The organism is Atlanticothrix silvestris CENA357 (assembly GCF_016056295.1).
In the GTDB taxonomy this organism is placed as follows: Bacteria; Cyanobacteriota; Cyanobacteriia; order Cyanobacteriales; family Nostocaceae; genus Atlanticothrix; species Atlanticothrix silvestris.
On sequence record NZ_JAECZB010000092.1, the window covers coordinates 62,972 to 78,458 of the forward strand.

11 protein-coding genes and 1 pseudogene are annotated in these 15,487 nt (G+C 41.7%); 5 read left to right on the plus strand and 7 right to left on the minus strand.

All coding sequences use genetic code 11. The features are described 5' to 3' along the window. The first annotated feature begins 61 nt into the window (after window positions 1–61). From nusB to I8751_RS22445, 3 genes are all read left to right on the plus strand, one after another. Window positions 62–691 (plus strand): transcription antitermination factor NusB, encoded by a 630-nt coding sequence (gene nusB / locus I8751_RS22435; RefSeq protein WP_214441310.1) that lies wholly within the window; start codon window positions 62–64, stop codon window positions 689–691. 572 nt (window positions 692–1,263) lie between these two features. Then, entirely contained in the window at window positions 1,264–2,964 is a 1,701-nt protein-coding gene (gene ftsY, locus I8751_RS22440; RefSeq protein ID WP_214441311.1) for a signal recognition particle-docking protein FtsY, read from the plus strand. Window positions 2,965–3,956: 992 nt separating this feature from the next. Next, window positions 3,957–5,342 (plus strand): PP2C family protein-serine/threonine phosphatase, encoded by a 1,386-nt coding sequence (locus tag I8751_RS22445; protein ID WP_214441312.1) that lies wholly within the window; start codon window positions 3,957–3,959, stop codon window positions 5,340–5,342. Between the two features lie 192 nt (window positions 5,343–5,534). Here the strand turns inward: I8751_RS22445 and I8751_RS30290 are convergent. From I8751_RS30290 to I8751_RS22475, 7 genes and pseudogenes are all read right to left on the minus strand, one after another. Continuing rightward, window positions 5,535–5,609: pseudogene (locus I8751_RS30290) on the minus strand (CopG family transcriptional regulator); the annotation flags it as partial. 405 nt (window positions 5,610–6,014) lie between these two features. Continuing rightward, window positions 6,015–6,200, minus strand: coding sequence for a CopG family transcriptional regulator (locus tag I8751_RS22450; protein ID WP_214441313.1), 186 nt, complete (start codon window positions 6,198–6,200; stop codon window positions 6,015–6,017). 643 nt (window positions 6,201–6,843) lie between these two features. Continuing rightward, entirely contained in the window at window positions 6,844–7,722 is an 879-nt protein-coding gene (gene truB, locus I8751_RS22455; protein ID WP_214441483.1) for a tRNA pseudouridine(55) synthase TruB, read from the minus strand. Between the two features lie 204 nt (window positions 7,723–7,926). Beyond that, window positions 7,927–9,594: a sodium:solute symporter family protein gene (locus I8751_RS22460; protein WP_214441314.1), complete on the minus strand. Its 1,668-nt coding sequence runs from the start codon at window positions 9,592–9,594 to the stop codon at window positions 7,927–7,929. A 9-nt stretch (window positions 9,595–9,603) separates the two neighbouring features. Continuing rightward, window positions 9,604–9,858 (minus strand): DUF4212 domain-containing protein, encoded by a 255-nt coding sequence (locus I8751_RS22465; protein WP_214441315.1) that lies wholly within the window; start codon window positions 9,856–9,858, stop codon window positions 9,604–9,606. A gap of 212 nt (window positions 9,859–10,070) precedes the next feature. Beyond that, window positions 10,071–10,595 (minus strand): copper amine oxidase N-terminal domain-containing protein, encoded by a 525-nt coding sequence (locus I8751_RS22470; protein ID WP_214441316.1) that lies wholly within the window; start codon window positions 10,593–10,595, stop codon window positions 10,071–10,073. Between the two features lie 217 nt (window positions 10,596–10,812). Further along, window positions 10,813–12,183, minus strand: coding sequence for a cytochrome P450 (locus I8751_RS22475; RefSeq protein ID WP_214441317.1), 1,371 nt, complete (start codon window positions 12,181–12,183; stop codon window positions 10,813–10,815). A 196-nt stretch (window positions 12,184–12,379) separates the two neighbouring features. Here I8751_RS22475 and I8751_RS22480 point away from each other — a divergent pair, with 196 nt between their 5' ends. Next, window positions 12,380–14,593: a phosphoketolase family protein gene (locus I8751_RS22480; RefSeq protein WP_214441318.1), complete on the plus strand. Its 2,214-nt coding sequence runs from the start codon at window positions 12,380–12,382 to the stop codon at window positions 14,591–14,593. A 180-nt stretch (window positions 14,594–14,773) separates the two neighbouring features. Beyond that, the gene (locus I8751_RS22485; RefSeq protein ID WP_214441319.1) at window positions 14,774–15,487 is read left to right on the plus strand and encodes a hypothetical protein; all 714 of its coding nucleotides are present in this window, start codon (window positions 14,774–14,776) and stop codon (window positions 15,485–15,487) included.

Below are 15,487 nucleotides of genomic sequence, written 5' to 3' on the forward strand. Positions count from 1 at the left end.
TGACTCTGCCAAAATGTATTAACTCCTAACCCTTTAATTTAGTGCTTAGACACTTACTTCTATGCAAGACCGAAAACCCCAGCAAATTGCTCGTGAATTAGCGCTGTTAAGTCTCAGCCAGTTGCCCATAAATCCTAAAAAATTAACTGAAGAACATCTACCCAAGTTAGTGTTAGCAACAGTACGCACCCTCAGATCAGAGGTGCAAGATAGCTTAGATAATGCCGCTGCTGAACTACAACGCAGCAACGATCGCCTTTTAACTAGCGAAACTCGTGCTTCAGATCTTAATAGTGCTAGAACTATGCTCAAAGAGGCGATTGAATGTACTCAAACGGCAATCAATCAACTAGGTGCAGCAGTTGAATTTCCAGAATTAATTCAGCTAGCCAATCAAGATAGGGAAGTTGGCAGATATGCCATCCAGCTTGTCAAAATGGTCAACGAAGAGCGAGTTGCGATCGATGAACGCATAGCTTCTGCTTTAGTAGATTGGCAAGTCACTCGCCTTGCTCAAATCGATAAAGACATCCTCCGCATAGCTGTAGGAGAAATGCTATTTTTAGAACTTCCAGATAGCGTGGTTATTAATGAAGCTGTGTTGCTAGCCAAACGCTACAGTGGAGACGAAGGTCATCGGTTTATTAACGGTGTTCTGCGCCGAGTCACAGATCAAAAAAAGACTGCATAATTCATAATTCGTAATTCGTAAAGCAGAATGGTCTTGGGGAAGTCCGTTACCAAGAGGGGGTAAAAGGTAAGGGGTAATACCAATTCGCAATGACGCTCCTTCGTCGCTCTAAGCGTAGCTATGCCGCAGGCTTTACGCTGCGAAGATCGCAATTCGCAATTAAAGAACTTAGATGCAGCAAAGTTTTCAGGCTTTACAGTCATATCATATTTTTAGTGAAATGGTATAAGGGGTAAAGGAATTAAATTTAAAACTTTTCCTCAGATGGTATAAAGCCCCTATTTTTAAATCTGGAGAATATTAAAAGAAGATTTAGGAGGAAACGTAGTGCGACTCTATATCAGCGTCTATGCTTGAAACCCCTGTTTTTAAATATGGGGTTCCTTTACCCCTTCCCCTTTTCCCTTCTTCATTGCTAACCTCTTCCCAAGGGAGAAGATCACACTTCTCTCTTACTCCCCTGCTGCATAAGAGGTGAGGATAACCCGGAGGTTTTTACCCCAGGAAAGAGGGAAGATTTAAATTAAACTTATAACTCATAATCTATATAACAACTAATACCGCTAGCTGCAATGGTTTTTAATTGGTTCCGTCGTCAATACAACGATTCCTCTAACACCCCCTCTGAAAACGCACAAGGAGAAACTCCTCCAGCAAAAGAACCCCAACCAGAACCAGTCGAAACTGCAAACCCAACGACAGAAACTGCACAAGAATCAGCAGCAGATTTGTTGGCGTTTGCTAAAGCTGCATACAAAAATATCCAGCAAAAACAACAATCCCCACAAGTAGAAACTCAACCTGACTCAGAAATTGACCAATCACCAAAAACTGAAGCGGTAGAAACCGCACAACCACAAGAAGCAGTTACGGTAGTAACTGAAGCCCATGAAACGGCACAACCTGCAAAGATAGCTGCAACTGTTGCTGAAACAACTGCGGAAGTAATTGCAACAACACAGCCAGAAGCAGCAGATATAACTGAGGAACAGCCTGTATTTACGGCTGAGGTTGATTCGGTGGCAGAAATTACTGAGGAGCCAGTAACGCCTAATTCAGAATTAACAATAGACGAGGCAGAATCGCCATCTATTACTGAATTACCAGCAAATCTATCTTTTTTAGAAAGAGCCGCAGCAGAACGGCAAGCAAAGCAAGAACGACTAATAGCCAGTGCGATTGAAGTACAAGAACCAGAAGTAGTGTCACCTGCTGTAGCATCGACAACTACCACCTCAGAAACAGCAGAGGCATTTCCTGGATTGGCTTTTGATGAAGGATTTATGTGGTCAACGGAAGTTTTGGCAGCCCAAGGTAGGCGACCAGAAGACGTTTCTATTGAAGAAATTAACTGGCTAAAGAAGCTACGGCAAGGGTTAGATAAAACCCGTCGTAACATTCTAAATCAATTGAAGGCGATCGTCGGGCAAGGGCCTTTAAACCAAGCTGCGGTAGCAGAAATTGAGGCTGCACTTTTGCAAGCTGATGTGGGTGTAGAAGCTACAGATTACATCATTAGTGAGCTACAGAAAAAACTACGAGCCGAAGTCACTCCACCAGAAGAGGCGATCGCCTTCTTGAAAGAAATCTTGCGGGATATGTTGGATCGGCCACTGAAGGAATCCTACAAATCTAGCTTTGCTCCAGACAAAGAAACTCTCAATATTTGGTTAATTACTGGGGTTAATGGCGCTGGTAAAACCACTACCATTGGCAAAATTTCCCACCTAGCACAAAAATCAGGCTACAAATGCCTGATTGGCGCAGCAGACACCTTCCGAGCTGCTGCCGTAGAACAGGTGAAGGTTTGGGGCACTAGAAGTGGCGTAGAAGTAATTTCTAATCCTGGTAAGAATACAGATCCGGCTGCTGTGGTGTTCGATGCGATCGCCGCCGCCCAAGCACGAGAAACTGAGTTACTTTTGGTAGATACTGCTGGACGACTGCAAAATAAGAAAAATTTAATGGATGAACTCAGTAAAATTCGCCGGATTATCGACAAAAAAGCCCCCAATGCCAAAATCGAATCTTTGTTGGTTTTAGATGCGACTTTGGGTCAAAATGGCTTGCGGCAAGCTGAAGTTTTCTCTCAAGCTGCTCAACTCAGCGGTGTGGTGCTAACTAAGCTGGATGGCACTGCCAAAGGAGGTGTTGCTCTTGCTGTCGTACAGCAACTTGGTTTACCCATTCGCTTTATTGGTGCTGGCGAAGGAATTGAAGACCTACGTCCTTTTTCTAGCTACGAGTTTGTCGAAGCTCTCTTGAGTGGTTAATTTGACATTTTTCAGTTAAGCTCTTTTCTGAGAAAACCAAAGTATTTTAGGATTTAGTCATCTGGTATTATGACTGCGATTAAGTAGAAATCCAATATTGGTAAAAACCTAAGTCCTAAAACTGTTGCTTTGCGATCAAATATGCTAGATTTTGCTAAAATCTGACTTTAACGTCATTTTTTTCAACTCCCAACAAAGCCATTAGATGTAGTGCCAAAAACATGGAGACTGCTAAATTTATGAGCTGTGGAAAACCTCTTACTTTCAAAAAGCTGGACTTAAGACATCTAAATCACCATCCTCAAAATATCAGTTGGTGTTAGTAAATTGAAGCAATACTATTGAAATTATTCTCAGTATTCACTTACAGAATGGCCTAAAAATATTATCTAACACGAAATTAAATGTTGTAAATATGACAGTCTGACCACAACTCTTTGTTGAATTTTAAAGTTAAAGATTTTGAGGAATATTTTTCCTTAACCGGATGTCATTAGCTTTATAGTTATTTATTGAGTAAGCTAAAGTGCATCTGAAAATTTGCTGATTTTCAGCTTTGGATAGGATTGTTAGCTTTTCTTCCTTTAAGCTTATCTCCGAGAATACCCTTATCTGACCGGACTATGATCTTATCAGCTTGATTAAACACTCATAAAATATAGCGAAATTATTTTACGGTCAGAGAATATATCTATACCAAAAGAAGTATTATTTGCTGATTAAATTATGGAAAATGGAGTAACTTTCTAGATGTTGAGAAGAATTGCTGACTTGTGCCAGGAATTTATCACTAAAAATAAGTTGTTAGAATTTACCCTAATTTATCTAGAAATGTAACAAGCAAATGCAATACTTGTATCAAGTCATATCCTACGTCTTTTTACTCTTGCTAAAGTGACAAATTTTGTCCCAATATGATTTAGCAATACCAAAAACAAAGAGTTTATAAGTAATCTATATCTGCTGCTGTTAAGCGCAATAATAACTGTACTGTGTCTCAACTGCCCTCTCAACCCACTGATAGTAATACTAGTGCCACGACGGATGTCACACCAGTCGTGGCACTGAAAGAACTCGTGGCGCGACTGCACCGAGAACAGAATAAAATCCAAGATTTGCTGAGTTCTTTAGGATTTGCCCTCAGAAGCTTTAATAATTTAAATCAGTTTTTGGAGCTGATTCCATTGATGGCAACAAGAGTAACAGATGCAGACGGCAGCGCCCTGTTTCTTTATAAACCTAACGGTCAAGTTAGGCTAGAGCAGTTACATTGGCAGGACAGTCGTCAGCGGAAGAACATCCGCAAAGCTTTAGAAACAGCTAGTAGTCAAATCACCCTTTCGTCAAGTATCCCCCCTTTAGCAACTACTACAGGGATTTTGGACGATCAGATGCATCAGTACTTGGGGCCAGACGTGCAAATCTTTGGCACAGCTATTTTGGTGAAACATACAGAACGAGGGTGGCTATACGTCTTGAGCCGTGATCCAGAATATAGCTGGACAGATACTAGGCAAAAATTAGTCCGGTTAGTCGCAGATCAAACAGCGGTAGCAATTGAAAATGATGAATTAGCAGTAGAACTGAGGAAGAAGGAACGTTTAGATCAAGAATTAGAAATTGGGGCAGAAATTCAACGGCGACTACTACCTCGTCAATGTCCTATTATTCCGGGTGCAGTTTTGGCTGCACGTTGCAAACCAGCAAATCGCGTCGGCGGAGACTACTACGATTTTATTCCCACTAATCACAATCAAATTCAACTAAGCAGCAGAATTGTTCAAGAAGTTGGCCGTTGGGGTTTGGTAATTGGGGATGTCATGGGTAAAGGTGTACCCGCAGGTTTAATAATGACAATGATGCGGGGAATGCTGAAAGGAGAAGTATTGCATGGTAATTCTCCCGCTGGAATTCTTCAAAATTTGAATCGAGTCATGTATGCGGATTTGGAAAATTCCCACCGCTTTGTAACGTTGTTTTATTCAGAATATAATCCCCAAACCCGGATTTTATCCTACAGTAATGCGGCTCATAATCCTCCTTTGTGGTGGCACGCAGCCACAAAAACTATTACTCGGTTGGATACCCTCGGAATGTTGATTGGTTTAGATGCTAACAGCCAATATGAGAATGCCCAGGCACAGCTAGAAGCGGGAGATACAGTTATTTATTATACAGATGGTCTAACTGATGCTGCTGCGGCTAGTGGCGATCGCTTTGATGAAGAAAACTTCGTTACCGCCTTCAGTGCAGCTTGTAGCTACTACAATGGGCCACAAGAGATTGTAGATTACTTATTTGACCAAGTTCAGCAATTCATCGGTAATGGTCAGCAAAATACTGATGATATGACACTAGTTGTTTTACAAATTCAATAGTTATTAAAATACCTTGATTAAAAGATTTCTATCTTTTGGATAAGCTGAGATTAAAATATTTTTATTTAAAATAAATACATTAAGAATATCTGGAGTTGAACTGTAGACAAAATAAAAATTCGCGATAAATAATTGCTAGTTTTAAAGTAAGCAAATAAATTTCGCGATTAAAATTTTATGAATATTTTTGCTATACTTTTCAAGGGTTTTGGCTTCATTTGATGTCAGATTCACAGTAATTCGCTTGACTGCCCATTTTTTATTCATGCTGAAACAAGTAAATCATGTAACTATAACTTCAAACCCTGATTTTACCCTCAGAATTGGCAAGTAACCTACATTTGTGGTCTTATCACCAAGTTTTTAATTTGATGGCTTTTATTCAGTACGGTGCTGAATCTCCTTCGGAATAAGACCTTTCAATCTCCCCCTCTGCTTCCCCTGCATCCCCTGTTCCCACTGTCTGCTTCAACGGATAAATTTTTTAACTGAACCTTGTTGTGCTACGCCTAACAAAAAAAATGCCCAACCTTCGTAACTGTCGGTTGGGCATTTTTTTAACTGATCTCTTTTCAATGTTGACTAAGCATAAGCCTCTAAAGGCTCACGTTGAATGCTTTATTTTGCAAAGCAAAATGGGGATTTCTGGCTTTTCAAACTTAGCTGGCAAAGTCAGCTTACAGGCAACTCACGAATGAGTTCTCGAATCACATCCCCTGAGGCTTTGCCTGTTTGTTCACAATATTGTTCCAAGCTTTCGGCTTCGCTTGATGTTAAATCTATGACGATTTGCTGGACTACCCATTTTTTACTGGGAGTTGCAAAAATAGAAAATCTACGGGTGGCGGTCTTATTCATTGATTGATAAGCTCTAGTGTTTGCAAACTTTCAAGTGAAAGTAAAATTCCTATTCTTTTTAACGTGATCTGCTAACGAATAGAATTAATTCGTTATGCCTAGAGTTCAATACCCATAAAAGTTACTGCTCCCAAACTTCTCCTTTATAAAAGGAAATATTTGATAAGCTTTAAGTTACATTGTTTTTCATTCTCTACTCCTGCGGTAAAGCAAGCTAAGTATGAGAAGAAAAAGTTTGTAAATGTCACGTTTTTTTGGAATTGGACAAAATAAGTCTTTCTTTACTCAAGATTGCCAATTCATGAACACCTTTACCAGGGAAAATCGAGATTTTGAGATTGGACTTAAGCCCTTTTAGTTTTTCTGTGATTGTATAAAGCAGTAGCGCAATGAAAAACATAGCATTACAAGAGTAGGCGATCGCTTTCTACACCACTAAATTGTTACCATAAGCTTTAATTACATTAATATAGCAGCATCAAACCGCATAAATAAAAATACTAAATTGATAATGGTATCTTAATTGCTTGATGTATTGTAGCGATTCCTGCTTTTGTGAGGTAGGTTTTCAAAGCTACCAAGCCTAGCAAACAAGATTTTGGTATACCTGAATTGTTTGGGAAACGATATATTGCAAAATAAATTACGAAATCGGCTCGAAAACCATTTGAGGAATCAAGACTTCACCTTGTATTTGTCCAACACCCAAAAAGCGAGTTTCTTGTTCATAAACTCTCACCATCCCGCAAAGATCCAGAGTTAGGGAAATTCGCTGCCCCTGACACCATTTTTGTGCTGATGTTGCTGGTAAATTCACAAATGGTAGATGCTGTAAGGCAGTATCAGGAGCAATAGGTTGAAAGATTCCGGCTTGCAGTTTAGTTTCTAAATCGTTGAAGGTGAGACTGTCTGCTAAGTCAAAACCGCTACTTTGGGTACGGGTTAAAGCGGCAAGAGTTCCACCAGTTTCTAAATCTGTACCTAAATCGCGGGCGATCGCTCTAATATATGTACCACTACCACAGGCGATCGCAATATCCAATTCAGGGAAATCTCCTTCTCGCCAATCCAAAATTTCTATGCTGAAAATTTCCACTATTCTGACTGGTACTTCTACTGTTTCACCTCGCCGTGCTAGATCGTAAAGACGTTTTCCCTGTACTTGAATGGCGCTGTAAATTGGTGGTATTTGCTCAATTTTGCCCGCAAATTTTGACAGGGCAGTTTTTATCTCTGCGAAGCTTAATCCAGCACAAGGCTGAGAATTAATAATTTCACCCTGTAAATCATCGGTTGTGGTACGTATACCTAGCCGGATAGTGGCTTTATAAGCTTTGTTTTCTGGCAGATATTGCAATAATCTTGTAGCTTTACCAAGTGCTATTGGCAGCACTCCGGTAGCAGATGGGTCTAAGGTTCCTGCATGTCCCACACGTTTGAGGCGCAAAAGTTTTCGAACTCGTGCTACGCAGTCATGAGAAGTCCAGTCTAATGGTTTGTTTAAGTTGAGAAAACCTTGCACAGTTAAATCTATGCCCGTAAGGGGCATTGAGCATGGGGCATTGAGCATGGTTCGCAGGCGACTGCGTTAGCGCAGCGTAAAGCCTGCGGCATAGCTTCGCTTAGAGTGAGCTTGCGAACGTCACCCGTTCGCGTAGCGTCTCCGTCAGGAGAAGGGGGCATTATTATTTTCCTCTGCTCCCTGCCCCTGTGTCCACTACCTTCTTTACTCAAGTACCGATTCTTCAATAGTTGGAGTGCGGAGGTCTTCTACCATTGCTTGAATTTCTGCCGGTGGGGGTGGGGTAAGGCGAGAAACTACCAAGGTAACTACTAAATTAAGCAGCATACCTAGAGTACCAATTCCTTCTGGAGAAACTCCAAAAAACCAAGGTTGCATACCCCCAAACTTAACGCCGATAATGTAGACTATGGTAAAAATTAAACCAGTCAACATCCCAGCGATCGCTCCTTGGGAATTGGTGCGCTTGTCGAAAATACCCAAGAAAATTACCGGGAAGAAACTAGCAGCTGCTAAACCAAAAGCAAAAGCCACCACTTCACTTACAAATCCCGGCGGGTTCACCCCAAAATAGCCGGCAAGAACAAGGGACAAACCAACCATAATCCGCCCGACAAACACCCGTTTTTGTTCCGAGGCTGTGGAATCTATAATGCGGTAGTAAATATCGTGAGCTACAGAACTAGAAATTACCAACAATAGACCGGATGCTGTAGACAAAGCTGCTGCTAATCCCCCAGCTGCTACCAAAGCGATTACCCAAGGAGCAAGTTTAGCTACTTCTGGGGTAGAAAGCACGATAATATCCCGATCAATCGTAATTTCGTTGGTGTCTTTACTTGGGGTTAACTGGAGACGGCCATCCTTATTTTTGTCCTCAAAGGCTAGCAATCCAGTTTTTTCCCACTTAGTTGCCCAGTCTAGCTGCTGCACTTCTGCAACCGTATGATTGTGCAGAGAATCGATGAGGTTATAGCGGGCAAACATCGAGAGGGCGGGAGCTGTGGTATAAAGAATGGCAATAAATAATAGTGCCCAACCAGCAGAAAAACGGGCAGCCCGTACACTGGGAACTGTATAAAACCGGACAATAATGTGGGGTAAGCCAGCAGTACCGACCATCAAAGCAACAGTTGTGAACAGCACATCGAGCATGGACTTGTTCGCGAATGGCTGAGTATATTCCTTAAACCCTAAATCAACTTGGACTTGATTGAGTTTGTCGGCAACATCACTAAAGGTAAATGCTAATTGAGGAATAGGATTACCTGTGAGCAACCAAGCGATCGCAATTGCCGGAATTAAATAAGCAACAATTAACACACAGTATTGTGCTACCTGTGTCCAGGTAATGCCTTTCATCCCGCCCAACACGGAGAAAAAGCCGACGATCACCATACCGATGATCACACCAGTATTAATGTCAACTTGTAAGAAACGGCTAAAAACAATGCCCACGCCCCGCATTTGCCCAGCAACGTAAGTAAGCGAGACAAAAATAGCTGCAACAACTGCTACTAAACGAGCAACATTCGAGTAGTAGCGATCGCCCACAAAATCTGGCACTGTATACTTACCAAACTTCCGCAGGTAAGGAGCCAACAACAATGCCAACAGCACATAGCCACCAGTCCAACCCATCAGATAAATAGAGCCGTCATACCCTAAAAAAGAAATCAGCCCCGCCATTGAAATAAACGAAGCTGCGGACATCCAGTCAGCCGCTGTGGCTGCACCATTAGCAATTGCCGGTATTCCCTGTCCTGCGATAAAAAAGTCTTTACTATTTTTGACTCGTGATTGCCAACCAATATAAATGTAAACAACGAAGGAGAGTCCAACCAACAAAAGAGTCCAAATTTCAACTGACACGGTTTTTCCTCACTTCTTGATATTATATTTGCGGTCTAATTTGTCCATTTGAAACGCATAAATGAAAATCAAAGCAACAAATACCAGGATTGAGCCTTGTTGTGCCATCCAAAAGCCAAAGGGTACGCCGAAAAAACGTACCCCGTTCAATAGTTGAACCAGTAAAATACTAAAAACGATAGAAACCAATGCCCAGACAATTAAAAGGTTACGAATTAAAGCAGTATTAGCACGCCAGTAAGAGCGACGCTGATCTTCATCCATTGTTTTTTATAATGAGTGCATCAAAAATAATATCAATAAGCCGCTATTTTTCTGTCTAATTACTTTTAATTATTTAGTAAATATTATTGAAGTACAGGTAGCAAAAATAGCTCATAGTGCGGCAAGGGCGTTGTGTTTTGATTAACGCAACGCCCTTATTTTTGGATGCATAGCCTCTTAATACTGTCGGTTAGAACGTCAAGCTCATCGTTTCAGGGAACCCCGTTAGTGATGGAGATAAGCGAGACAGTTGGGCGTTGAACATACTTGATTTGAACACCCATTGTTTTAGAAACCATGCGTAGCGGTACCATTACGACACCCCTGTGAAAGAACGGCATCTCGCCCCTATCGAAATTCTGTCTATTACCTTCCATTTTAGCCGTACTGCCAGGCAGTGAAAGTTGCACCGTGGACGAGCCGCGCTTCGCCGTAATCAGGCGCTTTTGCCTGTTGTAAGTGACTGTTGCGCCTAATGCCTCAAATATATCTCGAAATGGGACGAAGGTTTGCCCATTCACTTCGACCGGCGCGACAGAACTTTTAAGTAGTTGTCCGTTGACCCGCACTTCAGGATACCGTTCGGGAGCTTTGCGGGTGCTGGGCTTGCGTGTGCTGGGTTTACGCCTGTTCCAACGCTGTGTCTCAAGGTGTGGGGTCAGCCAGTCCATTTGTGCATGGGCAGGTGTCACTACAGTTAAAGTGGCTAAGACAGCAACTAAGATCAGTTTTTTCATTGTGTTCACTTCCTCAAAACTATGTTAATAAAGGTAAGCTAGACTAAAATCCTCTTCACTACTGCCTCCTGCCTTGCCACAACAATAAATATTCACACCGACCTACTTAGATCAACGACATAATTTTATATTAATGAATGTAACCACTACTACATGTGTGAGAGTTGAAAGCTGACTGAATGCAACTATCAACCCCACACAGTATTTAGATATTGAGTTAGATAGTGCTTGTCTCTAAAGTACGAGACTTCGGTTTATGCTGACTTTTCACAACCATCTGGATAGGACGAGCTGGAGCTGTTACCAAACCACGGCGTTTAGGTGGCACATCACGATGATCAACTAGCGCCAATTCTTGACTCGTAAGAATTTTTGCGAGTACAACTTTCATTTCAAACTGGGCGAATGCCATACCAATACAGCGTCTGACACCACCTCCAAAGGGCAAATATTCGTAAGGAGAAAATTGACGTTCTAAAAAGCGTTCTGGTTTAAACTGTTGATGTTGTGGATATAAATCCTCCCTTTGGTGGGTTAAATATATTGAACCCATGACAACTGTATTTGGTTCAAGTTCATAACCGCACAGTGATACGGGTGTTTTGACTATCCGTGGAAAAGTCAGCATACCCACTGGGTAAATTCGCAAAGTCTCGCAGTAAACAGCATTGAGATAGGGTGCTTTAAAAACACTATTAGAGTCTGGATTATCACCTAAACTATCTAGTTCTTGCAGCAGCTTTTCGCGCACTGAGGGAGATTTATGAATCCAGTACAATGCCCAAGTCAGAGCAGTGGCTGTGGTTTCGTGGCCTGCTACTAACAAAGTCATCAATTCATCGCGCAACTCTGCATCTGTCATGGGCTGGCCTGCTTCATCACGGGCTGCCATGAGTAAGCTGAGAATATCTGTGCGTGACGGATCTGGTTGGTCTCGACGTTCCTGAATTTCTGCATTTAGCAGTTGGTGAACTCGTTCTCGGCGACGCAGAAATTTTCCCCAAGAACTTTTTGGCCCAAAATCTTTTTGTAGAGCAGGAAAATAAAGTTGAATAACTCTAAAAGGAGAAGTTTCATTTAGCATGGCAGCTAAAATCTCCTCTAGTTCTTGCGCCCTTGGGCCTTCGTATAGTCCAAATACAGCTTGCATGATTACGCGCATGGTAATAAGCTGCATAGCAGAACGTACACAGAAGGGTTTGTCTATTTGCCACAGGGAAATGACTTGCTCTGTGACATTGTTAATTACTTGTCCATAGGTTCGCATTCTGTCACCGTGAAGCGGAGGCATCAATAACTGTCTGTGTCGCCGATGTACTTCACCACTGATTGTGATTAGAGAATTTTTTCCTAGCATTGGTTCAAAAGCAGTGTTGCGATCGCTGGGGGCTGCAAACTCCTTAGTATCGCTAGCTAGCATTTGCTGGAGGGCTTGGGGATTGCTAACAAACACCACCGGCCCATTTAATTGGATTGTGAAAATATCGCCATAGCGCTGGGCACAAGCTTCCATAAAAGACATGGGGCTGATGATCCACTGAAGCATCTGTACTAGTGCTGGGTACTGCGGGCCATTTGGTAGTTTCATAAACTTGATTTGCTGAATTAATTCTTTTTTGCCAGTGAAACTTAGATAAAAAAATTAAATTTCTTTTAACTTCAATTAAAGCTACTTATGCTGACGTTGCAAAAAAGCAATAAACCGTTACAACCCGAAAGATGTAAAATTTTTGTTAAATTCAACGAGCATCTACAATTTCTCCTATTCTTATAAGGTACTCAGCATGACAGCAATGACTTCAAAAGCATCTTCAGCGCTTCCTAATTTTTGTCAAGGCATTCAATATTTTGGTGAAGCGTTACCAAATTTTGCAACTTATGGAGCAACACCTGCTATAGAGTCGGGTAAAGTAGCGATCGCAGATGCCGCAGACCCTGCTGCTGTGTATCAAACTTTGCTTGCTGCCGATGCCCTCCGCTACCTAACGTTACAAGTCACTGGTAGTAAGGCCTCTGGACATCCAGGCGGATTTGCCAGCCAAGCAGAAGCTTATGCAGGTCTTGTCATGCTGGGACATAAGAACATTATCACGGAAGTCGGACACCACGCCCCCGGATTCTATAGTGCCATGTTCCTCGATCGCTCTTTAGAGGATATGGGAATTTTTACAGTCCAGCAATTGCGCGATCGCTTCCGCGAAAAGCACGGTCTTTTAGGACATCTTTCTGGTTACATACCTGGTATTCTTGCACCTGCGGGGCCATTGGGACAAGGACAACACTTTGCAATGGCAGCTGCACTGCTACACAAAGATAAGTTATTCCCCTTTACCATTGGTGATGGTGGATTGGGTGAACCTTATATTGTGAGTGCGATCGCACATTTCAACACTGCTTATCCCGATGCTACCAACTTTTTGCCAGTGCTGGTGTGGAATGGTTTTAGCCAAGAACATCACAGCATGGTTTCTCTGAAAACTAATGAACAGATGAAAGCATACTGGCAAGGTAACGGTTTTGCGGAAGTCATATTAGTGGATGCCAAAGACTTTGATGATCAAAACCAACCAGGAGATTACGTTGATAGTACCGCCTTTTCTTTTGAACAACGGCTAGCCTTTACCAAAGCTGTACTGGTTGGTATAGATAAAGCAGCCCATTCTGCCCTTAACGGCAAACTTACTGTTTTTATTATTAAACAACTCAAAGGTGCAGGAGTTCACGCGCGGGGTTCCAAATCTCACAACCTCTATCCTAAAGATACGCTGGATGCTCCTCACATCATCAGTGCATTGCAAGGACGCGCTTTGTCGTTAGAAGCTTGGGAACTAGTGCGGACTAATGCAGAACGCGCTGGTGGTGGCCCGGCGGCGAAGACTGTGGTTACAGAATTTGAACTATCATTGCCAGACTTAGGCGAATTACCGTTAGAAGAATACGCCATAGGTGGTGATCCTAAAGTTTCCACAACAGCGATGGGAAGATTGGTAGGAATTGTAGGCAAAAAAGATAGTAACTTCTTAGTTACCAACGCCGACGGTAACGAAGCATCGGGAATTGCCAACATCAACCAAGCACTCAAAATTATTCACCCTACAACTGACGACTTATATAACCAAGCCCCAGGCGGACAAGTTTACGAACCATTGAGTGAAGATGCTTGTGCAGGTTTAGCCGCTGGTTTGGCGCTAATGGGTGCGAGAACTCTGTGGTGTTCTTACGAATCTTTTGCTGTCAACGGTTTACCAATTTGGCAAACTGTGGTTCAAGCAATGGCAGAATTACGCCGTCCTACACCTTCAACAATTACTTTATTTACTGCTGGGGCTTTAGAACAAGGACGTAACGGTTGGACTCACCAACGTCCAGAAATTGAAGCTTACTTTGCTTCATTAATGAGAAATGGCAATGTCTTTCCATTATTTCCCCCCGATGCTAACAGTATTCAAGCTTGTTATGATTGGGCATTGACAACTAAGAATAAGGGAATTGTCATTACTGCAAGTAAGTCACCTTTACCAATTCGTACTACCTTAGAACAAACTCGTAAAGGGCTGCGTGATGGTGCAGTTTTGTTGCAAGAAGTTGCTGGGGATCGGCAAGTTGTATTTGCAGTGATTGGCGATATGACATTAATGCCAGTATTTGAAGCGGCTGCTTTTTTAGAAACTGAAGGCATTGGTGTAAAGATAGTTTCTATTATTAATCCTCGCCGTTTATATCGTCCTGATGATACTGCATGGGATACTTGTTCTGAACCCGATGGCGGTTTTATGGATGATGCCAAATTTGCAGAATTATTTGATGGTCATGCATTAATTGGTGTAACTGGTGGTGCAGCAGCGATGTTAGAACCAATTATGTTACGCAGTAACTGTAAGCGAGATACCTTTGCTTGGAAGCGTGGGGAAACTACAGCCAGTGCAGGCGAGTTGATGGCTTTTAACGGTTTGACTGCGGAAGCTTTGACTAAGCGCGCGATCGAGTTAGTGCATTAATATTCTATGTAATTGATATATTATATCCCTGCCCATTTTAAAAGAGGGTAGGGATTTTTTACATTTTAAATACTGAGATTATTCTTGAATTTGACTATGATAATTCAGGATTTTCCTATTTTTACGTCTCAAGTGCTACAGTATTTTTCATACTTAAAATAGCGTAATAACTCTTAGACAATGATGGCTTCAAATTTCAATCTGAGACTCCAACATTTAGAAGACAACATTAAACAAGACCAGGATTTACTCAAAGAGTATGAAGATTTCTTGCGGTATGAAGATGATCCACGTCGTAAGGCTAAGTACACAAGAGAAATTAAGCAATTGCGCGAATCGGCTAATCGTTATCAGAATGAATACGATGAACTGCGAGCGCAGATAACTGGTGTATCAAATGTACAAATGCAGAATGTAGCTATCGAGTTGCAACAAATGAACACCAGATTAAATAGATTATCTGCTGGGCAGAAGGCTATCTATGAAAACATTAATCACTTGCGTCAAGGACTATTAGCTCGTTATAACGCTGGTGAACAGAACATAATTGCAGCCATAACCGAACAATTAGATCAATCTCAAATGGTTATGATTTCTACTGTTTTAGATGCAATAGAAACTGACCAAATACCAGAGAGAGAAATGCAGCTTATTTTACAAGGAATACAGCAAAATTTAACTATATTACAACAAAACGGTACTGCTTTACCTCCTAGCCAAGCAGCCTTAGCGGAAGTAATCAATGCCCCTGAATTAGATGTCAAACACAGATTGAAAGTTGGTATACCTATTATTCCTTTTATTTTGGACTATGAAGGTGAATTAGAACTAGGAACAGGAATAAATTTAAAAGCTGCTTTGCAAGCGTTGATGATGCGATTTAAAGGAGAGTAA

Coding starts and splice junctions, on each gene's coding strand:
- nusB (WP_214441310.1), top strand. CDS start 62: ATGCAAGACCGAAAACCCCAGCAAATTGCTCGTGAATTAGCGCTGTTA.
- ftsY (WP_214441311.1), top strand. CDS start 1,264: ATGGTTTTTAATTGGTTCCGTCGTCAATACAACGATTCCTCTAACACC.
- I8751_RS22450 (WP_214441313.1), bottom strand. CDS start 6,200: ATGAATAAGACCGCCACCCGTAGATTTTCTATTTTTGCAACTCCCAGT.
- I8751_RS22465 (WP_214441315.1), bottom strand. CDS start 9,858: ATGGATGAAGATCAGCGTCGCTCTTACTGGCGTGCTAATACTGCTTTA.
- I8751_RS22470 (WP_214441316.1), bottom strand. CDS start 10,595: ATGAAAAAACTGATCTTAGTTGCTGTCTTAGCCACTTTAACTGTAGTG.
- I8751_RS22475 (WP_214441317.1), bottom strand. CDS start 12,183: ATGAAACTACCAAATGGCCCGCAGTACCCAGCACTAGTACAGATGCTT.
- I8751_RS22480 (WP_214441318.1), top strand. CDS start 12,380: ATGACAGCAATGACTTCAAAAGCATCTTCAGCGCTTCCTAATTTTTGT.
- I8751_RS22485 (WP_214441319.1), top strand. CDS start 14,774: ATGATGGCTTCAAATTTCAATCTGAGACTCCAACATTTAGAAGACAAC.